Genomic DNA, 21,338 nt, shown 5'->3' on the forward strand with positions numbered 1-21,338 from the left:
TGTACCAAGGTCATTTTTTTATAATTGTGTAGATTCTCTTTCGATAAATTTGGTATCTACGATATAATATGTCGGTTTATTATTTCCTTCTTTATCTTCTAAGCTGTCGATCAAAAGTTTAGCCGCCTGATAACCTATTTGCTCTGCATTGATATCTACCGATGAAAGGCTTGGAGATTGATAAGGTGCAAGAAAAGTATTGTTAAACCCTATGACAGCTATTTTCTGCATATTTTTTTCTTTTATAGCCTTAAGTACGCCAAAGGCTATAATATCATCAGTGGTGACAATTGCCTGGGGTACTTTGTATTCTATGATTCTTTTTGCTCCCTCATAACCTGCAAGCTCAGAAAATTCAGAGGTAAGAATATAGTTTTCATCAATTTCTATTCCTCGTTCCCAAAGGGCTTTTTTATATCCTTTAAGTCTGTCATTTGTAACAGTAAGACTTTGTGGACCACCTATAAAAGCAATATCTTTATATCCTCTTTCCATCAAAGATGTTACTACATTATACATTGCCTGAAAGTTATCATTATCCACCCATAAGACACTTTGGCTGTCCTTAGGCCGACCAACCACAACAAAGGGATAATGAATATTTTTCAGATATTCTATACATTTATCTTCCTGCCTTGCCGACAGAAGAATGATCCCATCCACCCACTTACTGTGAATGTAGCTTTTGATAAATTCTATATCCTGGGTTTCATTATTGCTGTAGCTGTACATAATGTAGTATCCCTTTTTTTGCGCATAGATACTGATACCACGCATGACCTGGGTAAAAAATGGATTGTTGAATAGGTCTTCGTCCGTATTGGGAAGAAGCAGCCCTAAGGTTTTCGTAGATTTATTGGCTAAGCTTCTGGCTATGGCATTAGGATGATAGTTTAGTTTTTCCATAGCCGCTAAAACTCTTTTTTTAGTTGCATCGCTGATTTTAGGATTATCTGCTATTACCCTTGACACGGTTGAAGGAGATACATTCGCCTCTTTAGCAACATCTTTAATCGTAGCAGTCATTCACTAGTCCACTTCCTATTTATAAAATATTAAATCCTTATCAGCATAACACGACTTTATGGCTCTCTGCAACTAACATACTTTGCTGGCACGAAGAATCACATCATAAGTTAATTCTTCTGTGGAATTTACATTAACATCACCATTTACGCCTACGCCTATGGCAACCATTCCGGCCCCATGAATCGCTTCTATTCCGGCTTCTGCATCTTCAACCCCTACAGCTTCTTCAGGTTTAAGATTAAGGCCTTTAAGAGCATCTATAAAAATGTCCGGTGCAGGCTTGCTGTTTTTAATCTGATTTGCATCTACTACGTAGTCAAAGTATTCTTCGATTCCCAGCTGTTTTAAGATCACCGGGGCATTTTTGGAAGCAGAGCCAAGCGCAATTTTTATATTGTTTGCTTTTAACTCTTTTAGTAATGCTTCTATGCCCGGCAAGATATCTTTCTTTGAAATGTTTTGGATCAATTCTTTATAGTGCTCATTTTTCTTGGTGGCTAAGGCTTCTTTTTCTTCCCACGTAAATTCGTTTTCTTTGTTTCCGTATTTTAAAATGGCTTCAAGGGATTCCATTCTTGAAACCCCTTTAAGCTTTTCATTAAATTCTTCATCAATTTCGATTCCTATTTCTTTTGCCAAATGAGACCACGCTAAAAAATGATAACCTGCGGTGTCTGTAATAACACCATCCAAATCAAATATTACACCTTTTACCATAAGTATCCCCCTTTCTTTTTATCTTTAACGTTGTGTTAAAGGACATTGATAAGTATCTTTTAAAGTGATCTTTTCTCCATATAACTTGAGGTCCAAAGCTTCACCTTTTTCCAGAGAAATTTTTATCTCTTTCTTATCAACTAAAACTTTAATGAGTCTGTCTCTATAGTTGATTTTAAAGGAATAGCTTTCCCAGTCTTTAGGAATAAATGGTGAGAAAGACAGTTCTTCATTAAATGTTCTCATGCCTGCAAAACCTTGAACAATAGAAAGCCAGCTTCCGGACATGGAAGTAATATGAAGTCCGTCTTCTGTATCATTGTTATAGTTATCAAGGTCCAGTCTCGCAGTACGTTTATACATTTCTACAGCTTTTTCTTCCATTTTGAGTTCTGCTGCCAATATAGAATGAATACAGGAAGATAAGCTGGATTCATGCACCGTCATAGGTTCATAGAACTCAAAATTCCTTTTCTTTTCTTCGAAAGTGAATTGATCGTTTAGGAAATAAAGTCCTTGCAGTACATCTGCCTGTTTAATGAAGCAGGAACGAAGGATCTTATCCCATGACCATTTTTGATTAAGAGGTCTGTCTTCTGGAGATAACTGATCCACTGTCATTAAGTCTTTATCTAAGAAGGTATCATGCTGAACGAATATTCCCAATTCTTCATCATAGGGATAGTACATTTTATCAGTAATTTCTTTCCATTTTGCTTTTTCTTCTTCGGTTACATTCAGTTCCTTCAGGCGTGCATTATTATTGGTACTGTTCAGATAATCAATCACTTTCAGGGTGTATGAAAGAGTCCATGCTGCCATGGTATTGGTGTACCAGTTGTTGTTGACATTGTTTTCATATTCGTTAGGACCTGTTACCCCATGAATCATGTAAACATCTTTTTTCTTATGGTAATGTACTCTGTCCGCCCAGAATCTGGAGATACCTACTAAAACATCTATTCCATAAGGGTGGAGATATTCTTTATCTCCTGTGTAATTTACATAATTATAAATTGCATAAGCGATGGCTCCGTTACGGTGAATTTCTTCAAAGGTGATTTCCCATTCGTTATGACATTCTACACCTGTAAAGGTAACCATGGGATATAGGGCACCTTTTAATCCCTGTTGCCTTGCATTGTGGTATGCACCTTCTAACTGATTGTATCTATAGAGCAAGAGATTTCTTGCTACTTCCTGATCTGCAACGGATAAGTACATGGGTAGTGCATAAGCTTCCGTATCCCAGTAAGTTGCTCCACCATATTTTTCTCCTGTAAAACCTTTAGGTCCTATATTTAATCTTGGATCGTCCCCATAATAAGTTGAGAACATCTGGAAAAGATTGAATCGAATCCCCTGCTGTGCTTCCGGATCTCCTTTAATTTCAACATCTGCTTTTTCCCATCTCTTATGCCATGCCTGGGAATGTTTTTCTTTTAATCCGTTAAATCCTACCTTAACTGCTTCATCCAGAACTTTAAAAGCTTCATCTTTAAGGGCTGTTTCTTCATAATCTCTCGATGTCACTACTGAAATATATTTAATCAGTTGAATCTTCTCATCTTTTTTAGCCTTAAAGACGAGTTTATTGCCTACATATTTATCCTTTTTAAGTACCTCAACATCACAATCTGCAGAAGCTTCTGTTCTCATGCTGGTGCATACTGTAAATCTTGGGGTGCCAAAAGGATTTTCTTTGGTTTTCATGATCAAATGTCCTTCTTTAGGACTGATCCCTTGATCAACTTCCAGCCAGAATTGCTCATTGTAATTGGAATCTTCATTGAATACGTCACCATCTAAATAAGGAACAAATGTGATTTCTCCGTCATAATTTAAAGGTGTAGCTTCATAAGAAATCAGGCAAAGCTCTTTATTGGCGATACTTACGAATCTTGTAACTTCAAACAAAGTTCTTTTTCCAGACATATTGGCAATAAATCGTCTGTAGAGCATTCCGTTTTTCATGTCTAATTCTCTGTAGTATTCTTCTATCTCAGTCTTATAAAGGTCTAATTCTTCTCCGTCAACGAAAACATCTATACCAATAAAATTGGTTGCATTAATGACTTTACCAAAATATTTGGGATAGCCATTCTTCCACCATCCTACTCGAGTCGGATCAGGGAACCATACTCCTGCAATATATGTGCCTCTGTGCATGTCTCCACTGTACTTTTCTTCAAAGTTACCTCTCATTCCCATATATCCGTTTCCTAAAGATGTGATACTCTCTGCCAGTCGCATATCTTCTTTGTGGAGACTTTTTTCAATAACTTTCCATTCATCGATTTCGAAAATTCTTTTATAACTCATAAAGCAACCCCCTATTTAATTTTTGTGCAAACGCTTGCATTCCTTGGTATATCTTATCATAATCCAATACCTATTTCAATAGTAGATTCAGGCTTTATCTAAACTTTATCCACAATTACTTTTAGTATTTCTGGCTTGTCCACAAGATATGCACAATTTCTGCATAAATCACTACAACTACTTGCCAAATCGAAGTTTAATTCTTTACAAACAGAAAAATATTCTTATTTTATTGCATAAAAAATCCAAAGCAGTGCCCCAAGCAATAAAAAATCTCCCACATCTTTGGGAGAATAAAAAGAAAAGATATTATTTAATCATTTGAATAACTTCTCTAATGCTTTCAACGATTACATCCGCATTAGACAAATCCTGATCTCCTGAATTAGGATTGTGAAATCCTATGCATTTCATACCTGCAGCCTTTGCAGCCAGGACACCGTTTTTACTGTCTTCCAAAACAACACAGTCCTTTGGTTCCACATGGATTTTTTGTGCAGCGGTCAGATAAATATCCGGATCCGGTTTGCTTTTATGGACTTCATCTCCGCTAATGATATAAGAAAAATAATGTCTGATATTAAACTTTTCCATAACGGTTTCTATCAATTCTATCGGGGAAGAAGATGCCACGGCCATAGGGATTTTCGCTTCATGCAATGCCTTAAGTAAATCAATAATTCCATCTATCGGTCCAATGTCTGATTCTCTAAAAATCTGGACCTTCTTACTTACTAAACGGTCTATAATTTCAGGCACAGTCGGCTTTAAATTATATTTTTCTTTAAGTGTAGACCATATATCTTCGTTAGCCCTGCCGGCATACTTTTCCAATTCCTTTTGATCTATATCCACTCCCATGTCTTTTAAAATCATGGTGTCCACTTCAAAATGAATCGGCTGACTGTCTATAATAACCCCATCCATGTCAAAAATAAATGCTTTCATAATCATTAATACCTCCTGTCAGAAACTTGATCTATGTACTCCTGAACAATAAAATCAAACTACTATATTATCTTAGATAAAAAAACTACTTTTTGCAAATAGTTATTATAAATTCTTCTCCTATTCTATTTGCAAAAATATAATGCATATAGCAGATAATTTTTTAAAAAAGTGATAACTGTATATTCTCAGCTTGATTTAATTTTTCTTTCATAGGCTTTGAGTAGCTGCCTGAAAGATTATATTTTGCCTTTATTTCATTGACCATCAAATAGAGTTTATTCTTATATTCCTTATCTGCACCGCCGGTTTTATATAATAAGGTCAGCTCTTCATACAAATCCGGAAATTCCTTTTTTATAAAATCAAAGAAGACCTCTCTTGTTTTTCCCCTTAAATATAAGGTTCCAGGAAGAACATAATCTACACTGGAATCCCTGGCATAGGCATACAATGAATCAACATTTTCACGGGTATCCGTAATGTAGGGGATGATTGGCATAAAGTGCAGTCCTGTGGATGCATTTGTTTTTGAAAATTCTTTTAACATAGCAAATCTTTTTAGAGAATCTACCCCGTTTGATTCTATTTTTCTGCGAATTTCTTCATCCATACAGGTAATAGTAGCTGCTACATTTACATAGGTAATACGGGCAAGTTCTTCAATCAAATTATAATCTCGCAGAATTAAATCTGACTTTGTGGAAATAATACAGGGAGTTTTATATTTAATCATTAATTTTAAGATCTCAGGCATGATCTTATATTGTGCTTCTATAGGCTGATAACTATCCGTTACTCCACCTATATTAACAACTTCTCTTTTCCAGGAACGACTGCTCAGTTGTTGTTCCAACTGCTCTACAATATTGGTCTTTACATATATATCATCAAAATACTGTTCGGAATCTAAATACTGATGAGAGTACATTGCATAACAATATATACAGCCATGTTCACACCCTCGGTATATATTCAAATCCCAGGAATAGGGCATCTTCCTTTTTAATTTATTGCAGGCAACAGAACAGGTTATTTCCTTATAATTTGCCATCATCCACCTCAACCTATGATAGATTTTATTGTTCCATTAACCAATATAGATAAAAATAATTCCAAAGTTATGCCTTCAAATTAGAGCACATAACTTATCTAACCTTAGAAAACTTTTTATATCCTAGTATAAATGATATCACATTTCTATAATAATAACATCTTTTTTGATTGAGGGCTTTTTATTGTATAGGAAATCCGGGGGAATTTCCTATACAATAAAAAAATTGCCGTAAAGCCAATATTGCATGACTTTACAGCAACTTCTAAAACTATTTTTATTCCAGCGCTTGCTTGATATCATCAATTAAATCTTCTGCATCTTCTATTCCTATGGATAATCTGATCATATCCGGTGTAACCCCTGCACTTAATTGCTCTTCTGGAGATAATTGCTGATGGGTAGTACTTGCAGGATGAATGACTAAGGATTTAGCATCTGCAACATTCGCTAAATTTGAGAAGAGCTCAAGCTTGTCGATGAATTCCTTAGCTTTCTTTTCTCCTCCTTTGATTCCAAAGGTAAAGATGGAACCTACTCCTCTTGGGAAATACTTTTTAGCCAATTCATAGTATTTATTGCCTGGCAATCCAGGATAATTTACCCAAGCAACAGCCGGATGACTTTGCAAGAATTCTGCTATTTTTTGTGTATTGGAAACATGGGCTCTTACTCTTAAGGAGAGGGTTTCAAGGCCTTGTAAGAATAAGAAGGCATTAAATGGACTAAGGGATGCACCGGTATCTCTTAAAAGGGTTACTCTTGCTTTCGTAATATATGCAAGCCTTCCCACAGCTTTTGTAAATTGAATATTATGATAGCTTCTGTCCGGCTCAGTAAGTATTGGGAATTTGCCGCTGGCTTCCCAGTCAAAGTTTCCGGAATCTACGATCACACCACCAATAGATGTGCCATGCCCGCCAATAAATTTCGTTGCAGAATGAACAACAATATCTGCTCCATATTCAAAAGGTCTTAGCAAATAAGGTGTTGCAAAAGTGTTGTCTACAATGAGAGGAATTTTGTTTTCATGGGCGATTTTTGCCACTGCTTCAATGTCTATAATATTGATTCCCGGATTTCCAATGGATTCTATAAAAATTGCTTTCGTCTTATCCGTAATGGCCGTTCTGAAATTTTCCGGATCGTCTGGATCTACAAAATGTGTCGTAATTCCGTAACGGGGAAGGGTATTGGCAAATAAGTTATAAGTTCCTCCATATAGGGTGGATGCTGCAACAAGCTCATCTCCAGCACCTAAAATATTGATCACTGCATAAGTGATTGCCGCTGAACCGGAAGCTACCGCCAATGCACCTACACCGCCTTCTAACTGTGCAATCCTTTTTTCAAATACATCGGTGGTAGGATTCATAATACGGGTATAGATATTTCCGCTTTCTTTAAGTGCAAATAAATCTTCCGCATGTTGTGCATTGTCAAAAACATAAGAAGTGGTCTGGTAAATAGGTACGGCTCTTGCCTTTGTTGTGGGATCTACTTCTTGCCCTCCATGAACTTGGATGGTATCAAACCTAAACTGCTTATTACTCATTATACATTCTCCTCTCAGAAATTGATTTATAAACAAAAAAACTCTCCTAAGATTAGGAGAGTAATACTCTGCTCCCCTTATCTCTCAGATTTTTGCTTTCAAAATAACTTGAAAGCAGAAACTGCAGGATTTAGCACCTTGCAATTATGCCGGTTGCCGGGTTTCATCGGGCCAGTCCCTCCACCACTCTGGATAAGAGTCTTTTTTATTCATAGAATTTTTATAAGGATTATAAAGATTAAAAAGAAATTTGTCAAGAGAAATTTTAATTTTCTATAATATTTTTAAAGTTGAAGGCATTTTAATAAGCACTTTTTAAATCTTTTATAAATTCTTCTATTACTTTTTCATTGCCTTTACTTTCTTCAATTTTCTTAACGATTGCAGAACCTACGATTACGCCGTCCACATAGGGAAGCAATCTTTTAATATCTTCTTTTGAGGAAAAACCAAAGCCTACTGCGGTAGGAATATGGGCTATGCTTTTTACATCCTTTAAAAACTCTTCTAAGTTTTTATGGAATTCACTTCTTATACCTGTAACACCCATGGAAGATATGCAATAAACGAATCCTTCTCCATCCTGAACAATATCCTTTATTCTGTCTTTGGATGTAGGTGCTACCAAAGGAATGAGGCCTATGTTAAAAGATTTTATGTATGGCATGATTTCTTCCCTTTCTTCTAAGGGAAGATCAGGAATAACCAGGCCGTCCACGCCAACTTCTTCACACTGCCTGATAAACCTTTCTACCCCGTAACCCAGAATTGAATTATAATATACTAAAAATGCTATAGGGATTTGAGTGTTTTTTCTGACATTTGCAATACACTTAAATATTTTTTCCAGATTGGTTCCTGCCTCCAGAGCTCTTTGAGCTGCTGCCTGGATCACGGGTCCATCCGCTACGGGATCGGAAAAAGGAATACCTATTTCGATGATATCCGCCCCTCCCCTTTCCTTGGCGTAGATGAGCTTTTCTGTTTGCTCAATATTTGGATCTCCAGCCGTCATATAAGTAATTAATGCTTTCTTATTTTCTTTTCTTAGCCCTTCTAGCTTTTCCTGAATTCTATTCATGATAACCACCCCTGCTCTCGAGATAATTTGCAACACTTTGCACGTCTTTGTCCCCTCTTCCGGATAGATTGATCACGATGATTTCATCTTTACTTTTCATGGGTGCCAGCTTAATGCCATAAGCTATGGCATGAGAACTTTCTAAGGCTGGGATAATACCTTCTGTTTTGCACAAACGGGTAAAAGCTTCTACCGCCTCATCATCGGTTATGGACACATATTTTGCCCTTCCTGTCTCAAAAAGATATGCGTGTTCAGGTCCCGTTCCCGGATAATCCAGGCCTGCAGAAATCGAATGGGCTGGAAGGATGTTGCCATCATCATCCTGCAGTAAATAGGTTTTCATGCCGTGGATCACCCCAATCTTTCCTTCTGCAAAGGCAGCCGCATGCTTTTTGGTTTCTATGCCAAGGCCTCCTGCTTCTACACCAATGAGTTCTACTTCCTTTTCTTCCAGGAAAGGATAGAAGATTCCCATAGAATTACTTCCTCCTCCAACACAGGCGATAATGGTATCCGGTAATCTTCCTTCCTGTTCTTTAATCTGGATTTTGGTTTCTTCTCCTATAATCTTTTGAAATTCTCGAACCATGGTAGGATAAGGATGGGGGCCTACAACAGAACCTACAACATAAAAAGTATCTTCTGCAGTTCTTGCCCATTCTCTTAAAGCTTCATTGGTTGCATCTTTTAGAGTTCTTGTACCGCTGGTGACACTCCTAACCTTTGCACCTAAAAGTTCCATTCGGAACACATTGAGTTTCTGCCTTTTGATATCTTCTTCTCCCATAAATACTGTACATTCCATATTAAATAAAGCCGCTCCTGTGGCTGTTGCCACTCCGTGCTGACCTGCTCCTGTTTCTGCAATCACCTTTTTCTTTCCCATACGTTTTGCAAGCAGAATCTGACCTATAACATTGTTGATTTTATGAGCTCCTGTATGATTTAAATCTTCTCTTTTAAGATAAATCTTAGCCCCTCCCAGTTCTTCTGTAAGATTCTTAGCATAGTAAAGGGGATTGGGACGACCTACATACTGCTTTAAGTAATACTTATATTCATCCATAAAACTTTGATCCTCTAAAGCTTCTATAAGTGCTTCTTCCAGTTCCTTTAAAGGGTTCATCAGTGTTTCGGGAGCATATTGCCCTCCAAATATACCAAACTTTCTATCCAATTTCATAACTTTTCACCTTTCTAATAAATTCTTTTATTTTCTCTTCATCTTTTTCTCCGTTGGTTTCCACACCAGAACTTACATCAACTACATGGGGAAAAACTGTCTTTATTGCCTCTCTTACATTCTCTGCATTTAATCCTCCGGCTAAGACCGTAAAATAATCTTTTGAAATGCCTTTAATCAGATCCCAGGAAAAGGTCTTTCCAGAACCTCCGCTGCTGCTGTCAAATACAAAGCCCTGGACATTTTGATAGGATGGCAGGGCTTTAAGTATTTCCCCATCCTTAACTGAAAAAGCCTTCCATACAGGAACAATGCTTTTGGCACACTGGTCATTATCTTCCTTCCCGTGGAATTGAACCATATCTAAATTGCAAAATTGTACAATTTCGTTTACTTCTTCTATGGGAGTATCTACAAATACCCCTACTGCCTTAATGTCTTTTCTTAAATACAGTTTCATCTCTCTTGCCTTATTAGGAGATATTTGTCTTTTGCTTTTTGCAAATATAAAGCCCACATAATCCACATCATATCGATTGATCATCTTGATTTGCTCAACAGTTTTTAATCCACAGATTTTAATTTTAGGAATCATATGCCTTTCTGAACTCCTCTGCTTTTTGCCTTATATTTTCTGATCTCATAAAGCTCTCTCCGACGAGAATGCCATGGATATTGGATTTTTTAAGTTTAAAAATGTCTCCTTTATCAAAGATTCCACTTTCACTGATAACAATCTTATCCTCCGGTATTTCTTTTCTGAGATTTATGGTGGTTTGAAGATCTATACTGAAGTCTTTTAAGTTTCTGTTGTTAATACCTATAATTTCTCCATTGGTTTTTAAGGCTCTTGCCAGTTCATGTTCATCATGAACTTCAATTAAGGTGTCCATATAAAGGGAATGGCTTATATTTACCAGTTCTCTTAGCTGACTGTCCTCTAATATGGCTACGATCAAAAGAACACAGCTGGCTCCCAGAGCCCTTGCTTCATAAATTTGGATAGGATCGATGATAAAGTCCTTTCTCAGTAAAGGTAAGTCAATCTCTTCGTGGATTTCCTTTAAGAATCTGGCATCACCCAGGAAGAATTTTTCTTCCGTTAACACAGAAACTGCATCCACACAGGTCTCATATTCCTTTGCCAATGCTTTGGGGTTAAAGTCTTCCTTTATGACCCCTTTTGAAGGAGAGGCCTTTTTGATCTCTCCGATAATCGATAGCCCTGGCTTTGCCATAGCCTGATAAAAAGAAGGAGGAGTTTTGGTGTGCTTTATGACATCCTCCAGCAAAGGTATATTAATAGTTTTCTTTAACTCTTTTAAGGTCTCTTTTTTCTGTTCAACAATACGATCCAGTATCATGCCAGCCTCCTTGTATACTCTGCAAATTCATCCAGTTTCCTTTGGGCATATCCTCCATCAATTAATTCTCTGGCGATCTCCATACCTTCTTCTAAGGACTTTGCCTTTCTTCCAACATAAAGGGCAGCTCCACTGTTTAAAAGAAGGATATCCCGTTTAGGTCCTTTGGCTCCCTGGAAAAGGTTTTTAATAATCTCTGCATTTTCCTTGGCATCTCCCCCTTGTAAATCTTCTTTTTGGCATCTTGTAATACCAAAATCTTCGGGAGATATATAATAGGTCTTAATTTCATTATGCAGAACCTCAGTTACTTTCGTTTTTTGAGTTATAGTCATCTCATCCAGTCCATCCATCCCATGGACAACCATCGCATGTTCTACTCCTAAATTAAGCAGCACTTTTGCTATGGGTTCTGTTAAGTGTTCATCAAATACGCCCAGAACTTGAGCCTTTGCATTGGCCGGATTGGTTAAGGGCCCCAGGATATTAAAGATAGTTCTAAACCCCAGTTCCTTTCTCGGACCAGCGGCATGTTTCATAGCTTTATGAAAGGTCGGAGCAAAGAGAAAACCTATATTTTGGGTCTTTACACATTCCTCTACCTGCTTGGGCATAAGAGAAATATTTACTCCCAAAGCTTCCAACACATCTGCACTGCCGCTTTTACTGGATACGGAACGGTTCCCATGTTTAACTACAGGAATACCGGCAGCAGCTGCCACAAATGCCACGGCTGTTGAGATGTTGAAAGTTCCTGCACTGTCCCCTCCTGTTCCACAGGTATCCAGAGTATACAAATCCTCTAAATTAATCTTTTCTGCCTTTCTTTTCATAACTTTAGCTCCTCCGGTGATTTCATCCGGGGTTTCCCCTTTCATCTTAAGAGCTGTAAGAAAGCTTCCAATCAAAGCCGGAGAGGCTTCTCCATCCATAATACATTCCATAGCACTCATCATTTCATCTTCCGACAGATGTCTTCCCTGTATAATGGCTTCAATTGCTTCTTTTAACATATAACCCTCTCCTTTTCTAAAAATTTCTTTATAATTTTGATGCCATCAGGCGTGTAAATAGATTCAGGATGAAACTGAAGTCCAATCAAGGGATACTCTTTATGAATAATGCTCATCACTTCTTCGTCTTCAGTCATTGCCGCGATTTCAAAGCAATCAGGAATAGTATCCAGGCGAACAGCCAGAGAATGGTACCTTGCCCCCTGCATAGGATTTTCAATGCCACTGAAAACACCAATGCCCTTATGGAAGATCTTTGATGCCTTGCCATGAACAAGCTGCTTGGCATAGGTAATTTCCGCTCCAAAAGCTGCCCCTATACACTGATGGCCAAGGCAAATGCCAAGAATAGGGATTTTATCATGGAAATGTTTTATAACTTCGATACAGATACCTGCTTCTTTTGGGCTTTTAGGTCCCGGAGATATAACAATGTGGTCCGGGTTTAAATCTTCTATTTCTTCTATAGTGATTTCATCATTTCGTACAACTTTTATATTTTTTTCGTACTTGCCTATATATTGATACAAATTATATGTAAAGGAGTCATAATTATCGATTAATAAAACCATAATACCCTCCTATTCCACTGCCATAAGCAGCGCTTTTACTTTGTTCTCACATTCTTCGTTTTCCTTTTCAGGATCGGAATCCGCCACAATTCCTGCTCCTGCCTGCATATATACTTTTCCGTCTTTTGCAACCATAGTACGGATGGCAATACACATATCCATATCTCCATCAAAACCAAAGTATCCCACAGCGCCTCCGTAAATACCCCGTTTTTCTTCTTCCAGCTCATCTATAATTTCCATGGCACGGATTTTGGGTGCCCCGGATAAAGTACCTGCAGGAAGAAAAGATTGGAGAACTGAAAAGGCATCTTCTTCTTTTTTCTTAATTCCTTCTACCAAAGATACAAGATGCATAACGTGGGAATAGTAATGAACTTTCATAAATTCTGTAACCTTTACCGTGTCAACCTCTGCAATTCTTCCCATATCGTTTCTGGCGAGATCCACCAGCATCACATGTTCTGCGCATTCTTTTTCATCGCTTAAAAGATCCTCCGCTAGAATTTCATCTTCTTTTTCGTCTTTTCCCCGTTTTCTTGTACCGGCAATGGGACAGGTATACACCTTATCTTTTCTTAACTCTACCAGCATCTCCGGAGAACTGCCTGCCACCTGATACTCCCCAAAGTTCAGATAAAAAAGATATAGTGAAGGGTTAACCCTTCTAAGCTTTCTATAAAGATTAAAAGCATCTTCATCTGTTTCCAGAATCCATCTTTTAGAAAGAACTACCTGGAAAATATCTCCTTCTTTGATGTACACCTTAGCCTTTTCAACTTTTTGCATATATTCTTCTTTTGTCATATTACTGGTTAGATTTCTGAAAGAAGGGATAAATTCTGCACTTGGTTCCAAGGGTTCATCTTTTTTGATGGCTTCTTCTATAAGCTTCATTTTGCTTTCCGCCCTTTTTTCTCCGTCTTCAGTATCTTCTTCCAGCACCATGATAAAAATCTGTTGATGAAAATGGTCATAGGCAATCATTTCTTTGGCAAACATCAGATGTACATCGGGAACCTGGATGGTATCTTTATTGGGACTCGGAAGTTTTTCAAACTGTCTTACGATATCGTACCCTACAGTCCCTACCCCTCCGCCTATGAAAGGAATAGAACTGTGATTTTTAACAGTGAATTTTGACATATATGCTCTTACAGCTTCCATGATATTGCCCTGTTTTATGGTAACCTGGCTGCCTTCTCTGATGATGATTCCCTCCCCTTTTCCTTGTAGTTCTGCAAAGGGGTTTCTTGCAATAAAAGAGTATCTTCCCTTTCCTTCATCTCTGCTTTCCAATAAAAATCCTTTTTCTTTTCCTACATAATTTTTAAATAAAGTAATAGGCGTCTTGGTATCTCCTTCTAAGCTTTTTAAATACAGCTTTAATTCCATCATCATCCCTCCTTCTTATTTCAAAACACGAAGAGTTTCGCCATCAAAACTCTTTCACCACACCCAGTCAGCAAGCCGACAAAATCCAATACCCACGAGTGTGCATCCTACCCAGAATTTTTTATTACATAGGAAATCCTTAAGGATTTCCTATGTAATAAAAAAACCCTTCGTCTCAAAACTTGAGACGAAGGGCTACTTCGCTATGCCACTCAAATTGACTTGACTTAAATGTATGAGGGACTTTTATATTTTTAAAATAAAAAAAGACATTCATCCTTTGGGAAAAATGTCTTATACTGCCACCCAATACATTTAAGTATCCTGCATATCCGATACGGAGCTTGTGCTCGATATCTTACCTCTGTAACGGGAGGCCCCGGCATCGGCTACTTTTTGCATTTCACCTAGCATCTCCTGGAACCATTCCTTAAAGGTTTTTATACCGGACCTCACACCACCGCCGGCTCGCTGGGATAAAAGACCTAAAAGTACTCTTTCCAGTCATTGATTTTTCCTTTTTTGATATATTATATTCAATTATTCCCAGTTTGTAAAGAAGAAATTTAAAGATTTTTAAAATATTCTACAATTCCCACATAAATAGCCCATGCAACTTTTTCCTGATAGGTTTCATTATTTAAATTAGCTTCTTCTTCAGGATTTGATAAAAATCCACATTCCACAATAACCGCCGGTATATTGGTGGTTCTTAATACATAGTAATCCGTATTGGCCTTGGCTTCTCTTTTATTGGTAGGATCAACAAATTCCTTTAAAGCCTTTTGAATAGATTCTGCCAACATCTTTCCTTCTTCCGAATGCCCATGATAAAAAACCTGTGCCCCTTTATATTTAGATTCAGGAAAGCTGTTTTGATGGATACTGATAAGGACATCTCCTTCACTTTGATTGATGAGTTCTTTTCTCCTTCTCATGTCAGCGCTTTTTGGTTTAGGGTCTCCCTTTTGGTTTAAACCTTCATCGGCATTTCTGGTAATAACAACGTATGCCCCGCTTTGTTCAAGGTAAGCCTGAAGCTTTAGGGCGATGGCAAGATTAATATCTTTTTCATCAGCACCGTTAGTGCCTACCCTGCCTGGGTCAAAGCCCCCATGGCCCGGATCAATCACGATGACCCTTTTTGCTGTTGGCAAGGCAAAGGTGCTTACTGTCCGATTGGAATAAATATTATACCCCAAAAGCAACACCAGAAGCATTCCGATTCCTACATATATTTTTGGCCTTTTGGTCCAGAAATCCATGGGTTCACCTCATATATCTTCTCTTTGCTAACTATTTTATTCTCAATAAGAAGATATATGACTGTTATTCCTTAAGGTATTTGAACAAAATATCCCATATCTCTTTCTTTTCCAGTCCTCGCTTCCAGCCTGCAACCCCGGCCAGATTGTATTTGTTAACGAGTTTCACTTTTTCTTCTATAGAGCGCTCTTCTTCCAGCCAAATTTTATAGGTTTTATGGTCTTCTTTGAATTCTCCATAGTATTGTCCTATTTCATCGAGCCACTGAGGTTCTATATCCCTTTCTTTTAAGATACTTTCTCCCCTGCTCATTCCATAGGCCTTGGAAGAGACTTTGATCTCTCCGTCTACTTCTTCTTCCTCCCATAATCTTGTGTAATATGGTAATCCAAGCAAGACTTTTTCCGCTGGTACTTCCTCAAGTGTATTTTTTATTCCCTGCTCAACCCAGCCAATGGAAGCAACTGAGCCACTGGTTGGAGATGTACTCCAATGCTCATCATAAGCCATCACCATGATATAATCTACGACTTTCCCCACTTCCGAACGGTTGTAATGCCGCGTCCAACCGGATGGGACATACATATCAACGGATACCACCAGTCCCTGCTCTTTTAAAAGAGGCGCCAGCTCCCTTATAAATTGGAGATAATATTCTCCTGTTTCTTGTTTTAGGCTTTCAAAATCAATATTGATACCATCCAAATTATATAAAGAAGAAAATGCCAGAAGCTGCTTTATAATATTTTCTCTGCTGTTGGTATCTTTTAAAACCTTATGGGTCAGGTCCGGATCATTAAAAGGATTGGTAATCATGCCCCATACCTGATAACCTTTACTGTGAGCCCAGTTAACATATTTTTCGCTGGCAATATTTTTTAAATCACCTTTTTCATTTTCTATTTCAAACCAACTGGGGGATAGAACATCCAATCCCTTGATTGGTTCAAATTTTGAAGGTACTTCACTGCTTTCCACTTTAAAAACCTGATCCCACACCAGATTAATTTTCCCCTTTACAGGCTTCCAGGAAGGCTTTTCTTCTTCCTGTGCCACAGGCTGCCCTTCCATTTCTTCTACATTTCCTATATGCTTTTTAGCCATATAACCGATTACACCATCTTCACTTCTAACAAGCAGCCAATCCTCACTCTCTTCAAATATTCTCACCTTATCTCCCTGGATTAATTTCTTTAAAATCGGGCTTTTGATATTGGCTTCATAACGGATTGGGGCATTCTTTGAGAGGATTTCTCCCGTGGTTTTAATTTCTGTGGTATAATCCATAATTACAATATTATTTTCTTCGTTATAACATGCTTCAACATTAAATAAATTCTTTAAAAATGAAAAGGGAATATATGCCATATCTCCGAATTTCCTTAAGGGCATATTAAGTGTCAGCGGCTCCTGATTAACATAATAAGTTAACGCATCAGTTTGCATTCTGATAACCTTGTTCTGTGTTGTAATGGTTAGTTTTTCGGCTTCTTCATCCCAAAATAAATAAGGATCTATATACTGTTTGGCAAAATCAAAAGGAAGAAAAATTTCTCCCTCAATGACTTGAGGTCCGTATTCCATCACTATGATCTCTTTCCCAAGAACAACTCCCGTCTCTTCCTGGCCAAAACCTGAAAACATCTTATAAGCAGGAACCACTGTAAAATTCGGCATATAAATTTTGATCATAAATGCAGCAAATAATATACCTATAAACCCTAGTAAAAACTTAAATCCTTTTTTCCTTTTCTTCTTCCTTGCCATTATAACCCCCCTTGAAATATATCTATACCACACTCAATAAAGGCAGTTCGATATTATATTGTCTGTTTCCTTATTATATCATAGAAATCGACATTATTTATATGAATACATTGGAAGGGTAGAAATGAATATAACATTTTTGCTCATTTATTTTATAGGAAATCCTTAAGGATTTCCTATAAAATAAAAAAATCGAAGACTTTCTGGTGTTTATTCCAAAAAACTTCGATTTTTATAATATTCCTTATTAATTTACTCTGCTTCACCGGCAACAGTAAACCGTTCATTGATATGTTTTGGATTTTCAATTTCATCCACTACAGCAATGGCAAAGTCTGCATAACTGATATAACTCTCCCCTTTTGAATTATAAATCAATTGGTCTTTTCCTTTTTTGAATTTTCCTGTTCTTTTTCCTTCCGGTACGAAAGACATAGGCGGACTGATGAATGTCCATTTAAGCTGGGAGGTTTGCCTTAATTCTTCTAAATTTTGCAGTTGTGCTTTAGCTGTTGGATGAACGAATTCCGGTAAAGTTTCTACTACCAATGTAGTATGGGAATCATCCAGATAAAGACTTCCTGCCCCGCCTACCACAATCAGCCTTGTATTACTTCCTTTTAACCCATCAATCAGTACCCGGCCTGCCTGAACGTGTTTTTCTTCCTGCCCCATTGGGGCCCCAAAGGCATTTACAACCACATCAAACTGTCTTAAATCTTCCTTTGTAAGTTCAAAAATATCTTTTTCTATAACTTTAACATTTTGATCTTCCAATTTAGCTTTATTTCTTACAATGGCAGTAACATCATGGCCACGGTTAAGGGCCTCTTTTAATATAAGATTCCCTGCTTTACCTGTCGCAGCAATAATGCCAATCTTCATTATTGATTCCTCCTAAAATTCAGTATGTATATTAATCTCAATTAAAAAGGAATATCATATCCGCTAAAAAATATAGATTTAATTTTACGGATTTTCTAAGATATATTTTTCCGCTGCAGAAACAGCTATAGCTCCGTCTGCTGTAGCAGTAATGATTTGTCTGAGTTTCTTATCCCGTATATCACCTATGGCATATACTCCGGGAATATTGGTTTCGCAATTTTCATTGGCCTTGATATATCCCCACTCATTGATTTCAACCTTTCCTTTTACCAGCTCTGAGTTAGGGGTCATTCCAACGGCAACAAATACGCCTTCTACATCCAGCACCCTTTGTTCTCCTGTTTCTTTGTTTTTAATTTTAATACCCTGGACGCTGTCTTCTCCCAAGATTTCCAGAACCTGATGATTGGTAAAAACTTCGACATTGTCCAGAGAGAATAATGTGTCTTGCAGAATTTTTTGAGCTGTAAGCTGAGGAAGATCTTGAATCACATACACTTTAGGAGAAAATTTAGCGAGCAAAATCGCATCTTCTACTCCTGTGTTGCCTCCTCCGACTACCACTGTATTTTTTCCGTTAAAAAAAGCACCGTCACAGGTGGCACAGTAGGAAACTCCCCTTGCTTTTAATTTCTTTTCTCCCGGAACCCCAAGTTCTCTCCATGTAGCCCCCATTCCTAATAAAAGCGTCCTGGCTTCGTATGTATTTTTATTCGTTTTTACTTTTTTAATTTTATCATTTACATCTATTTCTATAACCTCTTCAACGATGGGCTCTATTCCATATTCCTTCGCATGGGCCTGCATTTTAAGAGCAAGATCCGGTCCTATGACATCAGCGATCCCAGGATAATTGGCTACCTCATAAGTTTTGGTTACCTGTCCTCCCGGAAACTCCTTTTCAAACATAATGGCATTAAGCTTTGCTCTGCCGGCATAAATTGCTGCAGCCATGCCTGCTGGCCCTGCACCGATAATAATCATATCATACATGGTATCACTCCTTTATAAGGATAAAACTCTACATATATTCTTATAAATTATATCCTATTTTATACTGCATTAGAATGGCAAAAATAGCAGGGACGGTCCTTTTTAATTTCAATCAAAAGAACCGCCCCTGCTGATTTTGGGGATTTATATGTATCTCCCACCATATTTTGCAGCAAACACTTCCTCGCTGGTACATAAATAAATAATTCCCTCAATAAATCCTATTATAAAGGGTATACATGTCCAGCAAAAAATTAAATACAAAATCCCAGTACCTAGCCTACCCAAATAAAATTTATGAATACCTAAACCTCCAAAGAATATTGCCAATAACCCGGCAACCAATTTGCTCTTAGTCGGCACCAATCTGCCTATATTTCCTCCAGATGAAGAAGAACTGCTTGAAGATGCTCCTCCTCCTGCATTCATAAACACCATCGGCTGTTGTCTTGTGTTCTCCTCTAACTTTTCTATTTTTTTCTTATTCTCATTAATCAATTCACTTATACATTTCTTGCAGTAATTTTTCCCTGAAATTTCAGTATTACATTCTTCACATATGAATTTTCCGCAGCCTACACACGTACCTACCGCTTCCTTTTGTAGATGAACGTAACAATTCAATTGGCTTACCTCCCATAAACATACTTTATTTTTATTTTACACCAGTAAATACAATAAGTAAATAGTGAGTTAATTAACAGGAAAATCAATAGGGACGGTTCTTTTTGGTTAAAGCCAATAAGAACCGTCCCTATTGATTTAGTCTCTATATATATTTTGCTCTCTTTCTGGTCCTACACCTATCATAGTAACTTTAGCACCGCAAAGTTCTTCTACTCTGGCAATGTATTTTTTAACGGATTCAGGAAAATCTTCATATTTTCTAATATGACTGATGTCTCCCCATCCTTCCAATTCTTCATAAATCGGTTCACATTGTTTTAAGTCCTCTAAACTTGCGGGGAACTCTGTTAAAATTTCGTCTCCCTTTTTATAAGCAGTACAAATCTTGATGGTTGGAAGATTGGATAATACATCTATTTTATTTAAAGCAATAGCTGTAAGTCCGCTCGTTCTTACGGCAAATCTGCCAATTACCGCATCAAACCAGCCACAACGTCTTGGTCTGCCTGTAGTCGTACCGTATTCTCCACCTACTTCTCTGATTCTGTTCCCGGTTTCATCAAAAAGTTCCGTAGGAAAAGGTCCTTTTCCGACTCTTGTAACATAGCCCTTCATAACGCCAATACATTCGTCAATCATTGTAGGACCTATGCCTGCTCCGACACAAACTCCTCCAGTAATCGGATGAGAGGATGTAACATATGGATAAGTTCCTAAATCTATATCTAAAAGAGTACCCTGTGCACCTTCAAAGAGTACGTTTTTGCCCGCTTTAATCGCTTCATAGATCAGCACTGTTGTATCAGCTAAAAAGGGCTTTAGTCTTTCGCCGTACATTTTATATTCTCTGATGATTTCATCGGCATCAAAAACTTCGTCGCTTTCATATACTTTAGATATAATGGCATTTTTAATCCTTACATTTTCGCGAACTTTCTTTTCAAAAACTTCCGGATAGAAAAAGTCGCACATACGAATTCCTGAACGTTCAGCTTTATCCATATAGCAAGGGCCTATGCCTTTTTTGGTTGTACCGATGTCGTCCTGCCCTCTGTGTTTTTCTTTAATGCCGTCTAAAGCTTTATGATAAGGCATTACTACATGTGCCCTTAAGTCAATTTTTAAATTTGAAACAGAAACTCCTTTACTTGTCAGCATATCTATTTCTTCTAAAATCCCCTGAGGGTCTACTACAACTCCATTGCCTACGATGCAAACTGTTCCCGGATAAAGTATACCTGAAGGCACAAGGTGAAATTTATAAACTTCACCATTGACTGCTACTGTATGACCTGCATTGTTTCCTCCCTGAGAACGTACCACCATGTCTGCCTGTTGAGATAATATATCAATGATTTTTGCTTTACCTTCGTCACCCCATTGAGCTCCAATGACTACTTTAGCTGGCATAAAACCACCCCTTCCTAAAATCCTTTACTTCATTATGTAAACATAAAAAAACGCAGCTTCAAACTCTCTGCTTTATACAGTCCTTTCTAAGGATAACAGAAATGGCATCCAAAATCAATATGTATTCGAATATTTTCGGTACATTTCATCT

The 21,338-nt window shown here is 37.6% G+C and carries 20 protein-coding genes and 1 riboswitch; all 20 genes read right to left on the reverse strand.

The genetic code is table 11. From position 1 onward, the window contains the following. Positions 1-18: 18 nt before the first annotated feature. Positions 19-1,026, reverse strand: a complete 1,008-nt coding sequence (locus JOD07_RS01630; RefSeq protein WP_158741045.1) for a LacI family DNA-binding transcriptional regulator — start codon at positions 1,024-1,026, stop codon at positions 19-21. Between the two features lie 72 nt (positions 1,027-1,098). Beyond that, positions 1,099-1,746, reverse strand: a complete 648-nt coding sequence (pgmB, locus tag JOD07_RS01635; protein WP_158741047.1) for a beta-phosphoglucomutase — start codon at positions 1,744-1,746, stop codon at positions 1,099-1,101. Positions 1,747-1,770: 24 nt separating this feature from the next. Continuing rightward, positions 1,771-4,068 carry a glycoside hydrolase family 65 protein gene (locus JOD07_RS01640; RefSeq protein ID WP_158741049.1) on the reverse strand — a complete coding sequence of 766 codons (2,298 nt, stop codon included), beginning with the start codon at positions 4,066-4,068 and terminating at the stop codon, positions 1,771-1,773. A 309-nt stretch (positions 4,069-4,377) separates the two neighbouring features. Beyond that, a complete protein-coding gene (locus JOD07_RS01645; RefSeq protein ID WP_158741051.1) occupies positions 4,378-5,016 on the reverse strand; it encodes an HAD family hydrolase in 639 nt (212 codons plus the stop codon). 163 nt (positions 5,017-5,179) lie between these two features. Continuing rightward, positions 5,180-6,070 carry an SPL family radical SAM protein gene (locus JOD07_RS01650; RefSeq protein WP_158741053.1) on the reverse strand — a complete coding sequence of 297 codons (891 nt, stop codon included), beginning with the start codon at positions 6,068-6,070 and terminating at the stop codon, positions 5,180-5,182. Between the two features lie 277 nt (positions 6,071-6,347). Then, the gene (locus tag JOD07_RS01655; protein ID WP_204611773.1) at positions 6,348-7,625 is read right to left on the reverse strand and encodes a homocysteine synthase; all 1,278 of its coding nucleotides are present in this window, start codon (positions 7,623-7,625) and stop codon (positions 6,348-6,350) included. Positions 7,626-7,699: 74 nt separating this feature from the next. Further along, positions 7,700-7,824: riboswitch (SAM riboswitch) on the reverse strand. A 102-nt stretch (positions 7,825-7,926) separates the two neighbouring features. After that, complete coding sequence (gene trpA, locus JOD07_RS01660; RefSeq protein ID WP_158741057.1) at positions 7,927-8,706, reverse strand: tryptophan synthase subunit alpha; 780 nt, start codon at positions 8,704-8,706, stop codon at positions 7,927-7,929. Then, positions 8,699-9,892: a tryptophan synthase subunit beta gene (gene trpB / locus JOD07_RS01665; RefSeq protein ID WP_180322464.1), complete on the reverse strand. Its 1,194-nt coding sequence runs from the start codon at positions 9,890-9,892 to the stop codon at positions 8,699-8,701. The genes trpA and trpB overlap by 8 nt, the downstream gene beginning before the upstream one ends. Continuing rightward, the gene (locus JOD07_RS01670) at positions 9,879-10,487 is read right to left on the reverse strand and encodes a phosphoribosylanthranilate isomerase (RefSeq protein ID WP_207756734.1); all 609 of its coding nucleotides are present in this window, start codon (positions 10,485-10,487) and stop codon (positions 9,879-9,881) included. Before JOD07_RS01670 ends, trpB begins: the two co-directional genes overlap by 14 nt. After that, positions 10,477-11,256, reverse strand: coding sequence for an indole-3-glycerol phosphate synthase TrpC (trpC, locus tag JOD07_RS01675; protein WP_158741058.1), 780 nt, complete (start codon positions 11,254-11,256; stop codon positions 10,477-10,479). The genes JOD07_RS01670 and trpC overlap by 11 nt, the downstream gene beginning before the upstream one ends. After that, positions 11,253-12,269: an anthranilate phosphoribosyltransferase gene (gene trpD, locus JOD07_RS01680; RefSeq protein ID WP_158741060.1), complete on the reverse strand. Its 1,017-nt coding sequence runs from the start codon at positions 12,267-12,269 to the stop codon at positions 11,253-11,255. The genes trpC and trpD overlap by 4 nt, the downstream gene beginning before the upstream one ends. Further along, on the reverse strand, positions 12,263-12,841 hold the full coding sequence (locus JOD07_RS01685; protein WP_158741062.1) for an anthranilate synthase component II: 579 nt from the start codon (positions 12,839-12,841) through the stop codon (positions 12,263-12,265). The genes trpD and JOD07_RS01685 overlap by 7 nt, the downstream gene beginning before the upstream one ends. 9 nt (positions 12,842-12,850) lie before the next feature. Continuing rightward, positions 12,851-14,236: an anthranilate synthase component I gene (gene trpE, locus JOD07_RS01690; protein WP_243429200.1), complete on the reverse strand. Its 1,386-nt coding sequence runs from the start codon at positions 14,234-14,236 to the stop codon at positions 12,851-12,853. A gap of 315 nt (positions 14,237-14,551) precedes the next feature. Beyond that, positions 14,552-14,692, reverse strand: coding sequence for a hypothetical protein (locus JOD07_RS01695; protein ID WP_204611777.1), 141 nt, complete (start codon positions 14,690-14,692; stop codon positions 14,552-14,554). A 110-nt stretch (positions 14,693-14,802) separates the two neighbouring features. Continuing rightward, a complete protein-coding gene (cwlD, locus tag JOD07_RS01700; RefSeq protein WP_158741066.1) occupies positions 14,803-15,501 on the reverse strand; it encodes an N-acetylmuramoyl-L-alanine amidase CwlD in 699 nt (232 codons plus the stop codon). A 64-nt stretch (positions 15,502-15,565) separates the two neighbouring features. Next, positions 15,566-17,269, reverse strand: a complete 1,704-nt coding sequence (locus JOD07_RS01705; protein WP_204611779.1) for a glycosyl hydrolase family 18 protein — start codon at positions 17,267-17,269, stop codon at positions 15,566-15,568. 252 nt (positions 17,270-17,521) lie between these two features. Continuing rightward, entirely contained in the window at positions 17,522-18,154 is a 633-nt protein-coding gene (locus tag JOD07_RS01710) for an NAD(P)-dependent oxidoreductase (RefSeq protein WP_158741070.1), read from the reverse strand. An 84-nt stretch (positions 18,155-18,238) separates the two neighbouring features. Then, positions 18,239-19,150 (reverse strand): thioredoxin-disulfide reductase, encoded by a 912-nt coding sequence (trxB, locus tag JOD07_RS01715; protein WP_158741072.1) that lies wholly within the window; start codon positions 19,148-19,150, stop codon positions 18,239-18,241. A 144-nt stretch (positions 19,151-19,294) separates the two neighbouring features. Further along, positions 19,295-19,774, reverse strand: coding sequence for a TM2 domain-containing protein (locus JOD07_RS15310; protein WP_243144609.1), 480 nt, complete (start codon positions 19,772-19,774; stop codon positions 19,295-19,297). A gap of 138 nt (positions 19,775-19,912) precedes the next feature. Next, positions 19,913-21,187: an adenylosuccinate synthase gene (locus JOD07_RS01725; RefSeq protein WP_158741074.1), complete on the reverse strand. Its 1,275-nt coding sequence runs from the start codon at positions 21,185-21,187 to the stop codon at positions 19,913-19,915. Positions 21,188-21,338: the final 151 nt, after the last annotated feature.

Origin of the sequence: Defluviitalea raffinosedens (genome assembly GCF_016908775.1) — a bacterium.
GTDB lineage: Bacteria > Bacillota > Clostridia > Lachnospirales > Defluviitaleaceae > Defluviitalea > Defluviitalea raffinosedens.